General features: G+C 70.0%; 17 protein-coding genes. 3 read left to right on the top strand and 14 right to left on the bottom strand.

Annotation, left to right across the window (positions count from 1 at the left end; translation table 11 throughout):
* Nucleotides 1-512: 512 nt before the first annotated feature.
* From ACIRP7_RS42770 to ACIRP7_RS42750, 5 genes are all read right to left on the bottom strand, one after another.
* Entirely contained in the window at nucleotides 513-2,216 is a 1,704-nt protein-coding gene (locus tag ACIRP7_RS42770) for a uroporphyrinogen-III synthase (protein WP_403671550.1), read from the bottom strand.
* Nucleotides 2,213-3,172, bottom strand: a complete 960-nt coding sequence (gene hemC / locus ACIRP7_RS42765) for a hydroxymethylbilane synthase (RefSeq protein WP_403671546.1) — start codon at nucleotides 3,170-3,172, stop codon at nucleotides 2,213-2,215. The genes ACIRP7_RS42770 and hemC overlap by 4 nt, the downstream gene beginning before the upstream one ends.
* Nucleotides 3,169-4,890, bottom strand: a complete 1,722-nt coding sequence (locus tag ACIRP7_RS42760; RefSeq protein ID WP_403671543.1) for a glutamyl-tRNA reductase — start codon at nucleotides 4,888-4,890, stop codon at nucleotides 3,169-3,171. The genes hemC and ACIRP7_RS42760 overlap by 4 nt, the downstream gene beginning before the upstream one ends.
* Complete coding sequence (locus ACIRP7_RS42755; RefSeq protein WP_393600225.1) at nucleotides 4,887-5,654, bottom strand: redox-sensing transcriptional repressor Rex; 768 nt, start codon at nucleotides 5,652-5,654, stop codon at nucleotides 4,887-4,889. The genes ACIRP7_RS42760 and ACIRP7_RS42755 overlap by 4 nt, the downstream gene beginning before the upstream one ends.
* Nucleotides 5,655-5,889: 235 nt before the next feature.
* Nucleotides 5,890-6,177 (bottom strand): glutaredoxin family protein, encoded by a 288-nt coding sequence (locus ACIRP7_RS42750; protein ID WP_403671539.1) that lies wholly within the window; start codon nucleotides 6,175-6,177, stop codon nucleotides 5,890-5,892.
* A gap of 117 nt (nucleotides 6,178-6,294) precedes the next feature.
* Here ACIRP7_RS42750 and ACIRP7_RS42745 point away from each other — a divergent pair, with 117 nt between their 5' ends.
* The 3 genes from ACIRP7_RS42745 (at nucleotide 6,295) to ACIRP7_RS42735 (ending at nucleotide 9,763) form a co-directional block, all read left to right on the top strand.
* Entirely contained in the window at nucleotides 6,295-7,221 is a 927-nt protein-coding gene (locus tag ACIRP7_RS42745; RefSeq protein WP_403671536.1) for an HAD family hydrolase, read from the top strand.
* 314 nt (nucleotides 7,222-7,535) lie between these two features.
* Nucleotides 7,536-8,309: an ECF subfamily RNA polymerase sigma factor, BldN family gene (locus ACIRP7_RS42740; protein WP_403671533.1), complete on the top strand. Its 774-nt coding sequence runs from the start codon at nucleotides 7,536-7,538 to the stop codon at nucleotides 8,307-8,309.
* Nucleotides 8,310-8,542: 233 nt separating this feature from the next.
* Complete coding sequence (locus ACIRP7_RS42735; RefSeq protein WP_403671530.1) at nucleotides 8,543-9,763, top strand: DUF5667 domain-containing protein; 1,221 nt, start codon at nucleotides 8,543-8,545, stop codon at nucleotides 9,761-9,763.
* A 379-nt stretch (nucleotides 9,764-10,142) separates the two neighbouring features.
* Here the strand turns inward: ACIRP7_RS42735 and ACIRP7_RS42730 are convergent, their stop codons facing one another.
* The 9 genes from ACIRP7_RS42730 to ACIRP7_RS42690 form a co-directional block, all read right to left on the bottom strand.
* Nucleotides 10,143-11,204, bottom strand: a complete 1,062-nt coding sequence (locus ACIRP7_RS42730; protein ID WP_403671528.1) for a lysophospholipid acyltransferase family protein — start codon at nucleotides 11,202-11,204, stop codon at nucleotides 10,143-10,145.
* Nucleotides 11,205-11,218: 14 nt separating this feature from the next.
* Nucleotides 11,219-12,283, bottom strand: coding sequence for an NAD-dependent epimerase/dehydratase family protein (locus ACIRP7_RS42725; RefSeq protein ID WP_403671525.1), 1,065 nt, complete (start codon nucleotides 12,281-12,283; stop codon nucleotides 11,219-11,221).
* 237 nt (nucleotides 12,284-12,520) lie between these two features.
* Entirely contained in the window at nucleotides 12,521-12,619 is a 99-nt protein-coding gene (locus ACIRP7_RS42720; RefSeq protein ID WP_003948845.1) for a 30S ribosomal protein bS22, read from the bottom strand.
* A 177-nt stretch (nucleotides 12,620-12,796) separates the two neighbouring features.
* Nucleotides 12,797-13,006, bottom strand: a complete 210-nt coding sequence (locus ACIRP7_RS42715; protein ID WP_016437488.1) for a helix-turn-helix domain-containing protein — start codon at nucleotides 13,004-13,006, stop codon at nucleotides 12,797-12,799.
* 129 nt (nucleotides 13,007-13,135) lie between these two features.
* On the bottom strand, nucleotides 13,136-13,951 hold the full coding sequence (locus ACIRP7_RS42710) for a phosphatase (protein ID WP_403671523.1): 816 nt from the start codon (nucleotides 13,949-13,951) through the stop codon (nucleotides 13,136-13,138).
* 91 nt (nucleotides 13,952-14,042) lie between these two features.
* Complete coding sequence (locus ACIRP7_RS42705; protein ID WP_403671520.1) at nucleotides 14,043-15,215, bottom strand: acetoin utilization protein AcuC; 1,173 nt, start codon at nucleotides 15,213-15,215, stop codon at nucleotides 14,043-14,045.
* Nucleotides 15,166-16,377, bottom strand: coding sequence for an MFS transporter (locus ACIRP7_RS42700; RefSeq protein WP_403671517.1), 1,212 nt, complete (start codon nucleotides 16,375-16,377; stop codon nucleotides 15,166-15,168). Before ACIRP7_RS42700 ends, ACIRP7_RS42705 begins: the two co-directional genes overlap by 50 nt.
* Before the next feature lie 66 nt (nucleotides 16,378-16,443).
* A complete protein-coding gene (locus ACIRP7_RS42695; protein ID WP_403671514.1) occupies nucleotides 16,444-17,127 on the bottom strand; it encodes a VC0807 family protein in 684 nt (227 codons plus the stop codon).
* Nucleotides 17,128-17,196: 69 nt separating this feature from the next.
* A complete protein-coding gene (locus tag ACIRP7_RS42690) occupies nucleotides 17,197-17,841 on the bottom strand; it encodes an HAD family hydrolase (protein WP_403671511.1) in 645 nt (214 codons plus the stop codon).
* Nucleotides 17,842-17,948: the final 107 nt, after the last annotated feature.

Raw genomic sequence — 17,948 nt, 5'->3', positions numbered from 1 at the left:
TGCACTTTAAAGTACCGGAGCAGGGTATTCCAGGGTGTGTGAACCCTGCGAAGATCCAAGGAGAACGGCAACCGTCATGGAGGGGCACGTACGGAGCCGACGTCGCGGCGACAACGCGACGATCATGTTCCGGGGGCTTCGCGGATACGCAGGGCCCACCGCTCCGTGCCCGGGAGCATGGTCACCACCGCGCGACCCGAACGGTCCGGGGCGGCGACACGCATCTTGTGCGTGATCCGGACCCGGGAGCCCCTCGCGGACGAAGGCCGCTGACGGGCACAGCCGCGCGCGACCTGGCCGGCTGGGTACGGCCGGAGGCGAAAGGGAGCCCGCCCAGGCGGGTACCGCCAGACGCGACAGGCAGCCCGGTCAGGCAGGTACCGCCGGAGCCGACGAGCAGGCCCTGAACCGCCCGTCACCCCGGTGGAACAGGGGATCCGAACAGATCAGGGCACCGCAAGCCCGCAAGCCTCACCCGCAGCCGCTCCTCCACCACGACCGACCCACCCGGGTCAGGTAGTACGACGACGCCTGGCCCCCGGCCGCCGCTCACTCGGCCGCGTCACGGGATCCCCCGCCTCCAGCGCGGCAGCACGCCGCCGCAGCCCGAAGTCGGCCAGCGCCTCGGCCAGCTTGTGCACGGACGGCTCGGGAGCCATCACGTCCACCCGCAGCCCGTGCTCCTCGGCCGTCTTCGCCGTGGCGGGACCGATACACGCGATCACGGTCACGTTGTGCGGCTTCCCGGCGATACCCACCAGGTTCCGCACGGTCGACGACGACGTGAAGAGCACGGCGTCGAACCCGCCCCCCTTGATCGCCTCCCGCGTCTCCGCCGGCGGCGGCGAGGCCCGCACGGTCCGGTAGGCGGTGACGTCGTCGACCTCCCACCCGAGCTCGATGAGCCCGGCGACCAGCGTCTCGGTCGCGATGTCGGCGCGCGGCAGGAACACCCGGTCGATCGGATCGAAAACAGGGTCGTACGGCGGCCAGTCCTCGAGAAGCCCCGCGGCCGACTGCTCACCGCTCGGCACCAGATCGGGCTTCACACCGAAGGCGACCAGCGCCTTCGCCGTCTGCTCGCCCACCGCGGCGACCTTGATCCCCGCGAAGGCACGCGCGTCGAGCCCGTACTCCTCGAACTTCTCCCGTACCGCCTTGACGGCGTTGACGGAGGTGAAGGCGATCCACTCGTACCGGCCCGTGACCAGCCCCTTGACCGCCCGCTCCATCTGCTGGGGCGTTCTCGGCGGCTCGACGGCGATCGTCGGCACCTCGTGCGGCACGGCCCCGTAGGACCGCAGCTGGTCGGAGAGCGAGGCCGACTGCTCCTTCGTACGCGGCACGAGAACCTTCCAGCCGAACAGCGGCTTGTTCTCGAACCACGACAGCTGGTCGCGCTGCGCGGCGGCCGAGCGCTCACCGACCACGGCTATCACCGGCCGCCCGCCCTCGGGCGAGGGCAGCACCTTGGCCTGCTTGAGCGTCTGGGCGATGGTGCCCAGGGTGGCCGTCCAGGTCCGCTGGCGTGTGGTCGTACCGGCGACGGTGACCGTCATCGGCGTATCGGGCTTGCGCCCGGCCGCGACCAGCTCCCCGGCGGCGGCGCCCACGGAGTCCAGGGTCGTCGACACGACCACGGTCCCGTCCGACACCCCCACCTCCGTCCAGCACCGGTCGGAGGCCGTCCGCGCGTCCACGAACCGCACGTCCGCGCCCTGCGCGTCGCGCAGCGGAACACCGGCGTACGCGGGCACGCCGACGGCCGCGGCGACACCGGGCACGACCTCGAAGGGCACGCCCGCGCGGGCGCAGGCCAGCATCTCCTCGGCGGCGTACGCGTCGAGCCCGGGGTCCCCGGACACCGCACGCACGACCCGCCTGCCGCCCCGCGCGGCCTCCATGACAAGATGTGCGGCATCCCGTACAGCGGGGGCAGGGGCGGTTGTTGACGTGCCGTCAACAACTGTCAGTTGGGGCGCGCCCGTGCCCGGAACCGGAGTCGAGGGCGACTCGGTGTCCGTGTTCACGACGGCGACGCCCGACCGAGCGTGGACGCGCACGACGTCGAGCACCTCGTGCCCGGCGACGAGAACGTCCGCGTTCGTGAGCGCCTCGACGGCGCGCAGAGTCAGCAGTCCCGGATCTCCGGGTCCGGCACCCAGGAAGGTGACGTGCCCGTGTTCGGGACCGACGGGAAGTGTGGTGGGGCTCACAGTGCTCGCTCCCCCATCAGACCGGCCGCGCCCTGGGCAAGCATCTCGGCCGCTAGTTCACGGCCGAGCGCCATTGCTTGGTCGTACGTCTCGGGCACGGGACCGGTGGTGGACAACTGCACCGTGCGCGAGCCGTCGGTGGTGCCGACGACGCCCCGCAGGCGCATTTCCTTGACAATCTGCCCGTCGGCCAGCAGGTCGGCCAGCGCGCCCACAGGGGCGGAGCAGCCGGCCTCCAGGGCGGCGAGCAGTGACCGTTCGGCGGTCACGGCGACCCGCGTGAACGGGTCGTCGAGTTCGCCGAGCGCTGCGATCAGGTCCGCGTTGTCCGCGGTGCACTCGATCGCCAGTGCTCCCTGGCCGGGAGCAGGCAAAACTGTGTCGACCGAGAGGAAATCGGTCACTTCGTCGATACGGCCGATGCGCTGCAGCCCTGCCGCGGCCAGCACCACCGCATCCAGCTCACCATCGCGCACGAACCGCACCCGGGTGTCGATGTTCCCCCGGATCGCAACCGTCTCGATATCAAGTCCGTGTGCGCGGGCGTACGCGTTCAGCTGTGCGGTGCGCCGGGGCGAACCGGTGCCGATGCGGGCTCCGCGGGGCAGGTCGGTGAACTTCAGGGCGTCCCGGGCGACGATGACGTCCCGCGGGTCCTCGCGCTCGGGTATCGCGGCAAGCGTCAGCTCGTCCGGCTGCCCGGTGGGCAGGTCCTTGAGCGAGTGCACCGCGAAGTCGACCTCACCCTTGAGCAGGGCCTCGCGCAGCGCGGTCACGAACACCCCCGTGCCGCCGATCTGCGCGAGCGCCTCCTTGGACACATCGCCGTACGTGGTGATCTCCACGAGCTCGACGGGCCGCCCGGTCACCTGGCTCACGGCGTCCGCCACCTGCCGCGACTGGGACATGGCGAGTTTGCTCCGCCTGGTCCCCAGCCGTAGCGCCTTGGTACTCATGACGAGCCTCGGTCTTTCTCATCGGTGGTGCTGTCCTCGGCGCGGGAGACGGCGGCCACCGTCTCGGGGTCGAGGTCGAACAAAGTCCGCAACGCGTCCGCGTACCCGGCACCGCCGGGCTCGGCCGCGAGTTGCTTGACCCGTACGGTCGGCGCGTGCAGCAGCTTGTCGACCACGCGCCGTACGGTCTGCGTGATCTCCCCGCGCTGCTTGTCGTCCAGGCCAGGCAGCCGCCCGTCGAGCCGCGCGATCTCGTTCGCGACGACATCGGCGGCCATGGTCCGCAGCGCGACGACCGTGGGCGTGATGTGCGCGGCCCTGAGCGCCGCCCCGAAGGCGGCGACCTCGTCCGCGACGATACGACGGACCTGGTCGACGTCGGCCGCCATCGGAGCGTCCGCCGAGGCCTCGGCGAGCGACTCGATGTCGACGAGCCGTACCCCGGCCAGCCGGTGCACGGCGGCGTCGATGTCCCGGGGCATGGCGAGGTCGAGCAGGAAGAGCGAGGGGGTGGGCCGCGGGATCTCGGCGACGGGCTCGGGCCGGCGCCGCTCGGGCACCCGCCCGATGACGGCGGCGGTCGCCGCGAGGGCGGCGATGGCGTCGGCCTCCTCGGCGGGGTCGAGCACGGTCACGGCCGGCCCGGAGCTCTGCGGCCGAGGTGCGTTGTCCACCCAGGCGGCGTGCTGTTCCAGCTCGGAGGCGGCCATTCCGGCCACGGCGGCCTCACCGAGCACGGAGAAACCGGCCGTGGCCTGAACGGGGGCCAGGTCGAGCGGACAGTTCTCGTCGGTTGCGGAGCCCGCGGGCACTCGGGCCGCCGGGGCGGCTCCCGATCCGCCGTGGGGCGGCACCTCGTCGGCGCCGGGCTGTGCGACCCACCCCCGCGCGGCGGCGACGGTCTCGGCACTGAGGACGAGCCCGGTCGCCCCCGTGCAGGACACCACGACATCGGCACGTGTCAGCTCGTCCGGCACCGAAGCCATCGGTACCGCACGGGCCACCACGTCCCCGCCCGAAGCGCCCTCGTTGAGGATCTCCGCGAGCCGCTCGGCCCGCTCGGCCGTACGGTTGGCGATCACGATCTGGGGGATACCCGCCCGCGCCAGCGTCGCCGCGGCCAGCGAGGACATCGATCCGGCGCCGATGACCAGCGCCTTCTTGCCCCGCGCCCAGTCCGGCACCTCGGCACCCAGAGCCAGCTGCTCCAGCCCGAAGGTGACCAGCGACTGCCCGGCCCGGTCGATCCCCGTCTCGGAGTGGGCCCGCTTGCCGACCCGCAGCGCCTGCTGGAAGAGGTCGTTCAGCAGCCGCCCGGCCGTGTGCAGCTCCTGCGCCCGCGCCAGCGAGTCCTTGATCTGCCCGAGGATCTGCCCCTCGCCGACGACCATGGAGTCGAGCCCGCAGGCCACGGAGAAGAGGTGATGGACGGCCCGGTCCTCGTAGTGCACGTAGAGATACGGAGTGAGCTCCTCGAGGCCCACCCCGCTGTGCTGGGCGAGCAGGGTGGACAGCTCGGCCACGCCCGCGTGGAACTTGTCCACGTCGGCGTACAGCTCGATCCGGTTGCAGGTCGCGAGCACCGCGGCCTCCGTGGCCGGCTCCGCCGCGACCGTGTCCTGGACCAGCTTGACCTGCGCATCGACATGCAGCGCCGCCCGCTCCAGCACACTGACCGGCGCGCTGCGGTGGCTTAGCCCGACGACGAGGAGACTCATGCCGGCATCACGGCGGGTACGTCCCCGTCGGGCCCTTTGTCGGCGGAGCCGCCGCGGCCGGCGACGACCGGAGCGGCGCCGTCGGAAGCGGCGGCGGCCTCCTCACCGGCCTTGCGCTGCTCGTGGAAGGCGAGGATCTGCAGCTCGATGGAGAGGTCGACCTTGCGCACGTCCACGCCGTCCGGCACGGACAGCACGGTCGGCGCGAAGTTCAGGATGGAGGTGACGCCGGCGGCCACGAGCCGGTCACAGACCGGCTGGGCGGCACCGGCGGGGGTCGCGATGACACCGATGGAGACGCCGTTGTCCTCGACGATCTTCTCCAGGTCGTCCGAGTGCTGCACCGGAATGCCCGCGACGGGCTTGCCGGCCATCGCCGGATCGGCGTCGATCAGCGCGGCGACCCGGAACCCACGGGACGCGAAGCCGCCGTAGTTGGCGAGCGCGGCGCCGAGGTTGCCGATACCGACGATCACAACCGGCCAGTCCTGGGTCAGGCCCAGTTCGCGGGAGATCTGGTAGACGAGATACTCGACGTCGTAGCCGACACCGCGCGTTCCGTAGGAACCCAGGTAGGAGAAGTCCTTGCGCAGCTTCGCGGAGTTGACCCCCGCGGCAGCGGCGAGTTCCTCGGAGGACACCGTGGGTACCGAGCGCTCGGACAGTGCCGTCAGGGCTCGTAGGTACAGCGGAAGGCGGGCGACGGTGGCCTCGGGAATCCCTCGGCTACGGGTCGCCGGTCGGTGAGTTCGGCCAGTTGCCACGGTGCTCCTGCGGGTAGAGCGGGGCTGTAGGCGGTCACACGTCCCCGGACCGCCCCGTCGAATGCAGGCTATGTCTTTGTGAACGCGTGCACAAAGATGGTGTCCGATTTGCCCGGCCAACGTGACCGGGGTCACGCGCGTCTCTCTCGGAGGCAAAACCGCACACTTCCCTCTTCAATCCCGCCCCCGAGGCAACTTCGCCATCGATCCTAAGCGACCGGCCGGGCCAGGTGGACTAGTCCGTCAGCGCCTTGCGGAGACGTTCCTCGTTCACTCGCCAGAACGTGTGCTGTTCACCGTCGACGAGTACCACGGGGATCTGCTCCCAGTACTGCTCGTGGAGCTGAGGGTCCTGGTCGATGTCCTTGTACTCCCAGGGAACCCCGAGATCTCCGCAGACCTTCTCGATCACCAGCTGTGCGTCGTCGCACAGATGACAACCGGGCTTGCGGATCAGGGTGACGAGCCGGCCCTCGGGGGCCCTGGCCTGCTTTCGGCGGAAGATGGGACTCATGCGGGCCATTCTCCCGCGCGTCGCCGCCGGACGTGACCGCCTGCTTAACGGCACAGTCGTGGAGTGTTCACACCCTCCAAACCTCTCGACTCCGGAACCACCGAACAGACTGGCTATGCTCACGCCATGGCCGCTCTCGGATGGCTCACTCCCCGTAGGCGCTCCGCCACGGCGCGAAGCGTGTTGGCAGGCGAGGCCTCGGCGGAGGCCGCGCGCAAGTCCTCCCAGGAGGTCGAGGAGACCCCTGGGACGGAACCGGCGTCACAGTTCCCGGTCCTGGGCGACGACAAGGCCGCCGCCTTCTTCGACCTGGACAACACGGTGATGCAGGGCGCCGCCCTCTTCCACTTCGGCCGTGGCCTGTACAAACGGAAGTTCTTCGAGACCCGCGAGCTGGCGAAATTCGCCTGGCAGCAGGCGTGGTTCCGCCTCGCCGGTGTCGAGGACCCCGAACACATGCAGGAGGCCCGCGACTCGGCGCTCTCCATCGTGCAGGGCCACCGCGTCGCCGAACTCCAGTCGATCGGCGAGGAGATCTACGACGAGTACATGGCCGAGCGCATCTGGCCGGGCACGCGCGCGCTGGCGCAGGCGCACCTGGACGCCGGCCAGAAGGTGTGGCTGGTCACCGCGGCCCCGGTGGAGATCGCCCAGGTGATCGCCCGCCGTCTCGGCCTCACCGGCGCCCTGGGCACGGTGGCGGAGTCGGTGGACGGCGTCTACACGGGCAAGCTGGTCGGTGAGCCCCTGCACGGCCCCGCGAAGGCGGAGGCGGTCCGGGCCCTGGCGGCGGCGGAGGGTCTCGACCTGTCGCGCTGCGCGGCGTACAGCGACAGCCACAACGACATCCCGATGCTCTCGCTGGTGGGTCACCCCTACGCGATCAACCCGGACGCCAAGCTCCGCAAGCACGCCCGTCGACTGGACTGGCGCCTGCGCGACTACCGCACGGGCCGCAAGGCGGCGAAGGTCGGCATCCCGGCGGCCGCGGGCGTGGGAGCGGTGGCGGGCGGCACGGTGGCGGCGATCGCCCTGCACAAGCGCCGCCGGTAACCAGGCAAACACACCAATCCCCAGGTTTTGTACGCGTAACCCCGTGTGCAGGCGCATTGGCTGCACACGGCCACAACACGCCCCGTTCCCTGACAGAACAAGACCGTTTTCGATCAACAACCGGTCACTCTCCGGTACTTGAACGGCCCCCAATCGGTTACGGAAGCGACGTAATCGATGAATAGAGCAACTGGGTGTAGCAGCGCCTGCACTAAGCGTTATTCTCCTCAGACGCAATCCGGTACCCCTCCGTCGCTACGACGGGTGAACGGTCCCGCACTGCACGTGATGGAAGCTCTGCCTCTGGGAGTCCCGTGTACCCACACGTCGGGGTTGACGCCTCGGGCCTGGCTACGCTGCGCGCAACGGTCCAAGACCTGTTGCGCGGCTTCGTCCCCACCGCGTACGCCGTCCCCGCCTTCGCCGTAGCCGCGGCACCGATCGGCCCGTGCTACGCACTGGCCGACGGTTCCGCGGCCGTCGGCAGACGAGGGCGTTCGACCGGTGCCGCACCGGCCCGCCGTCCGGCCGCGGACAGCGACAGCGCCCGCATGATGGACCTGGTCGAACGCGCCCAGGCCGGCGAGGCCGACGCTTTCGGCCGGCTGTACGACCAGTACAGCGACACCGTGTACCGGTACATCTATTACCGGGTAGGAGGTAAGGCCACCGCCGAGGACCTGACGAGCGAGACGTTCCTGCGCGCGCTCCGAAGGATCGGCACCTTCACCTGGCAGGGCCGCGATTTCGGCGCCTGGCTCGTCACCATCGCGCGCAACCTCGTCGCCGACCACTTCAAGTCGAGCCGTTTCCGGCTGGAGATCACCACCGGCGAGATGCTCGACGCCAACGAGGTCGAGCGCTCACCCGAGGACTCCGTCCTGGAGGCCCTCTCCAACGCCGCACTGCTGGACGCCGTCCGCCGGCTCAACCCACAGCAGCAGGAGTGTGTGACCCTCCGTTTCCTCCAGGGGCTCTCGGTCGCCGAGACCGCCCGGGTGATGGGGAAGAACGAGGGCGCCATCAAGACCCTCCAGTACCGGGCCGTCCGCACCCTGGCCCGACTCCTCCCGGACGACGCCCGCTGAGAGCACACGCCCGGTAACCATCAACTCGCTCTCGGTGAAAGTCCGTTGACTCCCCGATCCGATCATCCGCAGTCCGTAACCCAAGTGCCACGCCGCTCGTTGTGCGGGATGCAGGCTCCCTGTGGTCACTCCCTGGCCGACTTCGATCACCCGATCGTGTGCTTGTGGTCAGGGCGTGCAACCCTCAGGACCCCCTGGGGAGTCGACCGTCATGACGAGAGGAGGTGCCGCCAGTGATCGCGAACGTATCGGCGCACCGGCGGGCGAACGCCTTCGCCCAGGCCCTGGAGGAGCAGTCCGACCGGGAACCGGCGGCCGAGCAGCAGTCCGAAGGACCAGCGCCGGCCGCCGCGGAACACCCCGATCCGGACCGTCTTTTGGTCCTCGCGGAGTGTCTCGGCGAGCTGCCCAGGCCTGAGCTGGACCCGAAGGTCAAGGTCGTCCAGCGAGCCCAGCTGGTGGCCGCGATGGAGGCCATGCTGCTGGAGGGCGACGGGGCGGAACCCGCGGTCCCCGAGCAGCGCTCCCATCGGGCCAAAGGCACCCACCGGGCGAGTGGGCTCGGGAAACTGCGACCGCGTTCCCGGCTCACCAAGGGCCTGGCCGCGGGCGGCCTGAGCGTCGGAGTCGCCGCCGGAGCCTTCGGTGGTGTGGCCGCGGCCAGCTCGGACGCGCTGCCCGGGGATTCGCTGTACGGCCTCAAGCGCGGCATCGAGGACTTCAAGCTCACCTATCTGTCCGACGGGGACGACGAGCGCGGTGTCGCCTACCTCGACCAGGCCTCCACCCGGCTGAACGAGGCCCGCCGTCTGATGGAGCGCGGCCGGGGCGGTCACCTCGACCACGAGTCCGTGGGCGAGATCCGCCGCGCGCTCTCGGGTATGCAGCACGACGCCTCCGAGGGCCACCGCCTGCTGCACGCGGCGTACGAGCGCGACCCGAACTCCCTGGGCCCCATCCAGGCCCTCGCCGGCTTCTCGCGCTCGCACCGCGAGGCCTGGGGCGCGCTCCGCGACCGGCTGCCCGTCCAGCTCGGCGATGTCAGCGAGCAGGTGTCCGAGGTCTTCGACGCCATAGACGAAGAGGTCGCGCCGCTGCAGTCCCTGCTCCCGGAACCCCCGGCGCAGAGCGGCGGCAAGGGAGGGCAGCGGCAGGGCGGCTCCGGCTCGGCGTCCTCCGACACCTCGACCGGCTCCGGCCACTCGACTGCCCCGGGCACGGATGGCTCCTCGGAACACACCGGCGGCAGCAGCCCCAGCAAGTCCACCCCGTCCGGCAGTGAGGACGACGGCCTGCTCGGCGGCAACACCGGCGGCCTCCTCGACCCCCCGAAGGACACCGGCACCGCCACCCCGACGTCCCCGGCCCCCTCGGCCGACCCGGACGTCACCCTCCCGCCCCTCCTCCCCGGCCTCCTCCCCGGCCTGGGCATCAACGGCGAGGACGCGAACTAGCTCTTCCGGTACGACGGTGGGGGCGCCCTTCTCAGGAAGAGCGCCCCCACCGTCGTACCGGATCAGCGCGTCACAAGAACACCGACCTCCGCCGCACCAGCAACTTGGCCCCTCCCGTCCGCTGCCCTCGCACTGCCGCGCAGGCTTCGCACAGCCGCGCCGGACTCCGTCCAGCGCCTTCACGCAGCGGGGCCCGCCTCGTCGGCAGCCGAGTCCGCGCGCCGACTCAGAAGAACACCGACCTCCGCCGCACCAGCAACTTGGCCCCTCCCGTCCGCTGCCCTCGCACTGCCGCGCAGGCTTCGCACAGCGCCTTCACGCAGCGGGGTCGTCCTCGCGGCCACGCCCGCCTCGTCGGCAGCCGAGTCCGCGCGCCGACTCAGAAGAACACCGACCTCCGCTGCACCAGCAACTTGTACAGCGTGTGCTGGATCTGTTCCCTGACCTGGTCCGTCAGGTTGAACATCAGCATCGGGTCCTCGGCGGCCTCCGGCGGGTAGCCGTCCGTGGGGATCGGCTCGCCGAACTGGATCGTCCACTTCGTCGGCAGCGGGACCGCGCCGAGCGGGCCCAGCCACGGGAAGGTCGGGGTGAGCGGGAAGTACGGGAAGCCCAGGACGCGGGCCAGCGTCTTCGCGTTGCCGATCATCGGGTAGATCTCCTCCGCGCCGACGATCGAGCACGGGATGATCGGCGTGCGCTGCCGCAGGGCCGTGGAGACGAAACCGCCCCGGCCGAAGCGCTGGAGCTTGTAGCGCTCGCTGAAGGGCTTGCCGATGCCCTTGAAGCCCTCCGGCATCACACCGACCACTTCGCCCTGCCCGAGCAGCCGTTCGGCGTCCTCCGCACAGGCCAGGGTGTGGCCCAGCTTGCGGGCGAGTTCGTTGACCACGGGCAGCATGAACACCAGGTCCGCCGCCAGCAGCCGCAGATGCCGGTTCGCGGGGTGGTGGTCGTGGACGGCGACCTGCATCATCAGGCCGTCCAGCGGCAGCGTCCCGGAGTGGTTGGCGACGATCAGCGCGCCGCCCTCCGCCGGGATGTTCTCGACGCCCTTCACCTCGACCCGGAAGTACTTCTCGTACACCGGCCGCAGCAGGGACATCAGGACCTGGTCGGTGAGTTCCTCGTCGTACCCGAAGTCGTCGACCTCGTAGTCCCCGGTGAACCGCCGGCGCAGGAAGCTGAGGCCCCCGGCGATGCGCCGCTCCAGGCCGCCCGCGCCGCCCTCGTCGTTCGCCTGCTGCGGCAGCTGTTCCTCACGCGTCACAGGAACATCATCCTGCGCGAAAGCCCCGCTGGGCAGGGGCTGGACCTCACGGACCAGCGCGGGCTCGGTGCCCTTGCGCCGGCTCCCCGCGCTGCGGCGCCGCGCCGGCCGCTGTACGGCGCCTGCGCGGGACCGGTCGTCGTCGAACGGAATGACCTTGGCGTCCGCCATCGTTGATGCGCTCCTCAGTTGGCGCTCTGCGTCGGGGGGTGGCCGCTGCCGGCGAGAGGCGGCAGCGCGGCGATCCGGTCGACGGCCCTCTCGAGGGCCTCCGGCGGCAGCAGCCCGGGACCCTGGCTGCGCGCGAAGTCCGCGAAGGTCTCGGCCGTCGTGTACTTCGGCCGGAATCCGAGCGTCTCGCGCATCTGGACCGTCGACACGACCCGGCCGTGGGTGAGCAGCCGGATCTGCTCGGGCGAGAAGTCCGTCATCCCCAGCGTACGCACCAGCGAACCGGCCCAGGTGACGGCAGGCAGCAGCAGGGGCACGGTGGGCCGCCCGAGCCGCCGCGAACACTGCGACAGCAACAGGACCCCATCGCCGGCGATGTTGAAGGTGCCGCTGTTGAGCGTGCCCCGCTCCGGTTCGTGCGAGGCGATCCTGAGCACCTCGATCACGTCGTCCTCGTGCACGAACTGCAGCCTCGGGTCGTACCCGAACACGGTCGGCAGCACCGGCAGCGCGAAGTACGAGGCGAGCGGGGTGTCCGCCGTCGGCCCCAGGATGTTGGCGAACCTGAGCACGCACACGGCCACGTCGGGGCGCCGCCGCGCGAAGCCCCGTACATACCCCTCGACCTCGACCGTGTCCTTGGCGAAGCCGCCGGAGGGCAGGGACTTGGGCGGGGTGGTCTCCGTGAACACGGCGGGATCGCGGGGCGCGGACCCGTACACGTTCGTACTGGACTTCACCACGAGCCGCTGCACGTTCGGCGACTTCTGGCAGGCACCGAGCAACTGCATGGTGCCGATGACGTTGGTCTCCTTGACCGTGGTCCGGCTCCCACTGCCGAGCGCCATCGCCGTCACGTCCAGGTGTACGACGGTGTCGGCGGCCGTCTCGGCCAGGACCCGTGCGATGCCGGGCTGCCTGATGTCCGCCTGGATGAAGTCGGCACCGCCCAGATGATGCTCCGGCGCCACCGCGTCCACGGCGATCACCCGGTCCACCTGCGGGTCACGCTGTATGCGTCGTACGAACCGGCCCCCCAGCTGTCGGGCCACTCCGGTAACGAGCACGACCTTTCCCAAGATCAGCGCCTTCCTTCCAGCCGTAGTCCAGCTCTGGTACAGCCCTTGTACAGCCCCAGTCCTGTGCCGCGCTCCCTGTGTTCCCCGTGTTCCGCCAACTTAGCGGTTCGTTGTTGCGCTGTGATGACCGCCCACTGCGTGAGGTGACGACATCCGGCCCACGCGCGCGTCCTGACACACGTGTGGCCCCCCACCGGTAACGGGTGGGGGGCCACACGCACGCTTCCGCGGCGTCGCTTACTTCTTGTTGCGACGCTGAACGCGCGTGCGCTTGAGCAGCTTGCGGTGCTTCTTCTTGGCCATCCGCTTGCGCCGCTTCTTGATAACAGAGCCCACGACTACCCTCGCTCACTTCTCATCACTCGGTGCTGGGCATCATGGGCCCACACGACCTACGAGGGGTTAGCCTACCCGCCCGAGCGCTGAGGTCGTAATCGAGGTGAACCGGGGAGATCCGACAGGGGTCCACGAGTGCCCTGAGGCCCCTGGGAACCTCCCCGAGTCCGGTCGTCGTCAGGCTGTCTCCACCCCCACATAGCTCTCGCGGAGGTACTCGTGAACCGCGTTCTCGGGGACACGGAAGGACCGTCCCACCCTGATCGCGGGCAGATGACCGCTGTGCACCAGCCGGTACACGGTCATCTTCGACACTCGCATCACCGAGGCGACTTCCGCCACGGTCAGAAACTGAACCTCACTCAGAGGCCTCTGTTCAGCAGCCATGACACACCTGAACCTTCCGCACTCGACGGTCACCGGCTTCCCCTTCCGGTGACTCTTCGTCGCTGCGTGCTCACTCCCCAATGTAGGGGCGGGTGATGCAAATGGGGAAGAGGTGCACCCATCGGCGGCCTACTGTGACAGACACGCTCGATTGAGTACGTAGCGGGTCAGCGGCAGGTAGTAATCGGAGCGCACGCCGTCATCAAGTGGAACGACGACGGACACGACCCCCTCGGCCTCCCCCACGAAGAGCGCGGGGTCGTCCGTGTCCGCCGGCCCCATGGCCTCGAACCCCAGCTGACCTGCTCCGCAGACCCAGCCGTGATCCCCGATCACGAGCTCCGGAAGCGGCCCGCCGCTCTCCGCCGCGGCTGCCAGGGCAGTACGAACCGGGAGCGGCGAATGCGTGTGTGCGCCGGGCTCACCACCGGAGCTCTCCGCGTCCGGTCCCCGCACGAGCGCGACTCCTCGTACGTACTCAAGGTTGTACGTGCGTAGACCGAACCGGGTCGTTATGTCGACACGGCGACCATGCGCGGGGGTGAGGACGGCACATCCCGCCGCCGACAGGGCGTCCGCGAGAGCGGCGTAGAACCCGAGCAGCCGGTGCGGATGGCCGGTGCCGAGAAGCACGGCCCCGCTGCGCTGGGCGACTGCCGCGAGGCGCTCGGCGAAGGCGTCGAGCGCGGCGAGCGTCCGTTCGGGATCGATCACATCACGGCCGATTGTGTGTCGAGGATTGCCCGAAACCCCGCACTTGTCAGCCATGAGACCGATCAGGTCCCGCTCATTCCATGCCCATTCAGGATCGAGTCCGATCAGCACCCTCGGGTCCCGAGCAGCGAACAACCGATAATTCCGCAGACTCTCCTCTCGGGAGGTGGCCACGGGTCCGGCCAGACGAGCGGCCAGCAGATGGGCGCGGAGCGCGCCGGTGCTCAACACGGGAGCGATGGTGGCGGATGAGGGCGGGTCGGGAGACGGGAACGGGGAAACACCGCACAGTCGGAGTAGCGCCGCGCCGTCCCGGCCGGCCTTACGCCAGCAATCCCCGCAGCGGAAACACCGCCCGCCGAGTCGCCAGCACCGCCTGGTCCAGCCGGTCCGCGGGGTCGTACCCCGCATCCCACTCCGCGTAGGACACCGGCCACCGCCCGTCGGTCATCCGCGCCGGGGCCAACTGCCTGGTCCGGGCGAACACGTGCTGCCGCCACCCCTCGGGAATCATCGCCTCGGGTTCGACCGGCCGCCCCGCGGCGATGGCCACCAGATGCGTCCAGGACCGGGGTACGACATCCACCACGGCGTACCCCCCGCCCCCGAGCGCGATCCACTTCCCGCCCGCGTACTCGTGCGCCAGCTCGTGACACGCCACCTGCACAGCCCGCTGCGCGTCCAGCGACACCGCGAGATGAGCCAGCGGATCCTCGAAGTGCGTGTCCGCCCCGTGCTGCGTCACCAGCACATCCGGCCGGAAGTCCGCGATGAGCTCCGGCACCACCGCGTGGAACGCCCGCAGCCACCCCGCGTCCCCCGTCCCCGCCGGCAACGCCACGTTCACGGCGCTCCCCTCGGCCGAGTCCGCCCCGGTCTCCTCCGGCCACCCGGTCTGCGGGAACAGCGTCCGAGGATGCTCGTGCAGGGAGATCGTCAGCACCCGCGGATCCTCCCAGAACGCCGCCTGCACCCCGTCCCCGTGGTGCACGTCGACATCCACATAGGCGACCCGTGACGCCCCCAGCTCCAGCAGCCGCGCGATGGCGAGCGAGGCGTCGTTGTAGATGCAGAACCCCGAAGCGCCCCCCGGCATCGCGTGGTGCAGCCCGCCCGCGAAGTTCACCGCGTGCAGCGCGTCCCCCCGCCACACGGCCTCCGCCGCGCCCACCGACTGCCCGGCGATCAGCGCGGACACCTCGTGCATCCGCTCGAAGGCCGGATCGTCCATCGTCCCCAGCCCGTACGACTGGTCGGCCGCCCCGGGATCCACGGAAGCCGCCTTCACGGCCTGGACGTAGTCCTCCCGGTGCACGAGCCGCAGCGTCGACTCGCCCGCCGCCTTCGCGGCCACGACCGCCATGTCCCGGTCCAGCCCGAAGGCGTCCACCAGACGCCGGGTCAGATCGAGCCGGACCGGATCCATCGGATGGTCCGGACCGAAGTCATAGCCCGTTACTGCCTCGTCCCACATCAGCTGTGCGCGGCCGCTCATGCTCGCCACCGTATCGGTCCGGTTGAGCCTCGAACGACTTGGCGTACACCAGTGTCACCAGCACCAACACCATCGGTACGAGCATGGCCCCGCGATAGCTCCACGCGTCCCCCAGGGCCCCCACCAACGGCGAACCGATCAGAAACCCCACGTAGTTGAAGACGTTGAGCCGCGCGATGGCCGCGTCCGACGCCCCCGGGAACAAGCGCCCTGCCGCGGCGAAGGTCTGCGGCACCAGCACACACAACCCCATCCCCAGCAGCGTGAACCCGAGCATCCCCACCCACGGCCCGGGCGCCACGGCCACCACCGCGAACCCTCCGGCCGCCACCACCGCCCCCAGCCGCACGACCGCGGCCGCCCCGAACCGCCGTACCCCGAGGTCCCCCACGGCCCGCCCCAGCAGGGTCGTCACCATGTAGACGTTGTACGGCACGGTCGCCACCTGCTCGCTGCTGCCGAGCACGTCCTTGAGGTACTTCGCACTCCAGTTGGAGACGGTGGAGTCCCCGATGTAGGCGAAGGTCATCACCAGACACAGCGGCAGCAGCAGCTTGAAGACGACGCCGTCGCCCCCCTGCGGCTTCTCCTCCACTCCCGTGGTGTCCCCGTCGACGTACCACCGGCTCCCCACCAGACACAGCGGCACCAGCACCGCCACGACCGGCAGATAGGACACGAACAGCGCGAGATGCCAGTGCGCCCCGACCCAGGCGAGCGAGGCCCCCACGATCCCGCCGAGACTGAACACCGCGTGGAAGCTCAGCATGATGCTGCGCCCGTACGACCGCTGCAGACTCACCCCGAGCATGTTCATGGACGCGTCGAGCATGCCCACGGCGAGCCCGAAGGCACCGAGCGAGACACCCAGCTCAACCGTCGAATCCCCGGCCCCCACCCCGAGCAGCGCCAGGAGCACGACGGGCTGGGCGAACCGCAGCAGCCGGCTGGGCCGTATTCGCTTCACCAGGTGCTCGGTCGAGACGCTCCCGACCCCGGCGAGGATCGGCACGGCGGCCAGGAAGGCGGGCAGCAGCGCGTCGGAGACCCCGTACCGGTCCTGGATCGCGGGGATCCGCGTCACCAGGAGAGCGAAGGCGACGCCTTGCGCGAAGAAGCTGAACGCCAACGAGGCCCTACCGCGCCGCAGCACATCTGTCATGGCGGCGAGCGTAGGGCCCCGGCGTACTCGTGGGTAGATCCAGCCAAAGATGAATTTCCCTCAGCTTTATCGGGCGAGGGCGACCTCGGGCATCGCGGGGGCGCCGGCCTTCGTCTCTGCGATCAGCATCCCAGCCATCGGGCCGGCCCCGATCGCCCCGCTGACCAGGAAGGCGACCCCCATCGACCCGACCATGATCAGGGACCCGAGCCACACCATCGTGTCCACCGGCAGCGTGTACGCCCCCACGACCCGCATCACACACTCCGTCAGCAGTACGACGCCCCACACCACGGAGAACCGCCGCTCGGCCCGCCGGAAGTCCGCCGACGTGTCCTGGAGCCGCGCCCAGGCGGCCTCCCGCTCCGCGATCCCCTTCACCAGCCAGGGCTTCATCCCGGCCGTCATCATCGGCCTCCCCAGCGCCACAGAGACGAGGATGCCGATCCCGATCACACTGCTGACCCCGCTGTCCTTCGCGAGCATCAGCCGGGGGTCGCCGGCCACGAAGCTGAGCAGCAGCCCCACGACGTTCACCACGAGGATGAGAGCGGCCAGAGCGTTGACCGTCCGCTCCCTCACCACACTCCAGCCGGTCCGCACGGCCGGGACGACACTGCTGAGGCCCAGCGCCATCAACGTGCTCATCCCGAGCCCGTCCTTGAGCAGGTAGTACGCCCCGATCGGCACCGCCACGTCCACGATCAGAGGAGTCAGGTTCGCGCGCTTCGAGTTCGTCTTCGTCGTCATGCCCTCAGCTTCTCGTCCGGCCGGGGGTTGCCAGTAGAAACGATCGTCCGGACCTCGGCATGACAAATGTCAGACCAGCAGGTCCGCCAACTCACCCATGTCGGAGAAGAGTTGAGTGGCCCCGGTGAGCTTCGCGGCCGGCGTCATGGCGGTGAACCCGTACACGTCCATCTCCGCCGAGTTGGCCGCCCGCACGCCCAGCGGACTGTCCTCGACCACCACACACCGCCCCGGTTCGACCCCCATCCGCTCGGCGGCATGCAGAAACAGATCCGGCGCCGGCTTCCCCCGCCCCACGTCCTCCGAACTGAAGATCCGCTCGTCCTCGAACCACCGGTCAAGGCCGGCAGCCCGGTGCCCCACCCGGATCCGCTCATGGCTCCCGGAGGACGCGACACAGTACGGCACTCCGTCCGCCGTCAGCTTCTCCAGCACCCCGGTGACGCCGTCCACGGCCTTCAACTCCCGCTCGAACGCGGCGAAGACCCTCGCGTGGAAGACGTCGTCGAAGTCCGCTGGCAACCGCTGTCCGGTCCGCTCCAGGACGAGGTCGTGGATCCGGTGCATGGCGGAGCCCATGTAGTCCCGGATGGAGTCCTCGTAGGAGGTCGGGTGCCCGAGCTCCGTCAGATAGGCGGCGAGGTACTGGTTGGAGATCGGCTCACTGTCGACAAGAACGCCGTCGTTGTCGAAGATGACGAGGTCATAGCGCATGCTATTGACCCTAAACGCAGAAAACCCCCGTGCCGAATGGCACGGGGGTTTTCCCAAAAATTGTTCGGCGGTGTCCTACTCTCCCACAGGGTCCCCCCTGCAGTACC

Source organism: Streptomyces sp. NPDC102270 (genome assembly GCF_044766405.1).
In the GTDB taxonomy this organism is placed as follows: domain Bacteria; phylum Actinomycetota; class Actinomycetes; order Streptomycetales; family Streptomycetaceae; genus Streptomyces.
The sequence above is the reverse complement of the archived record's forward strand: the minus strand, read 5'-3'. Positions and strand labels throughout refer to the sequence as shown.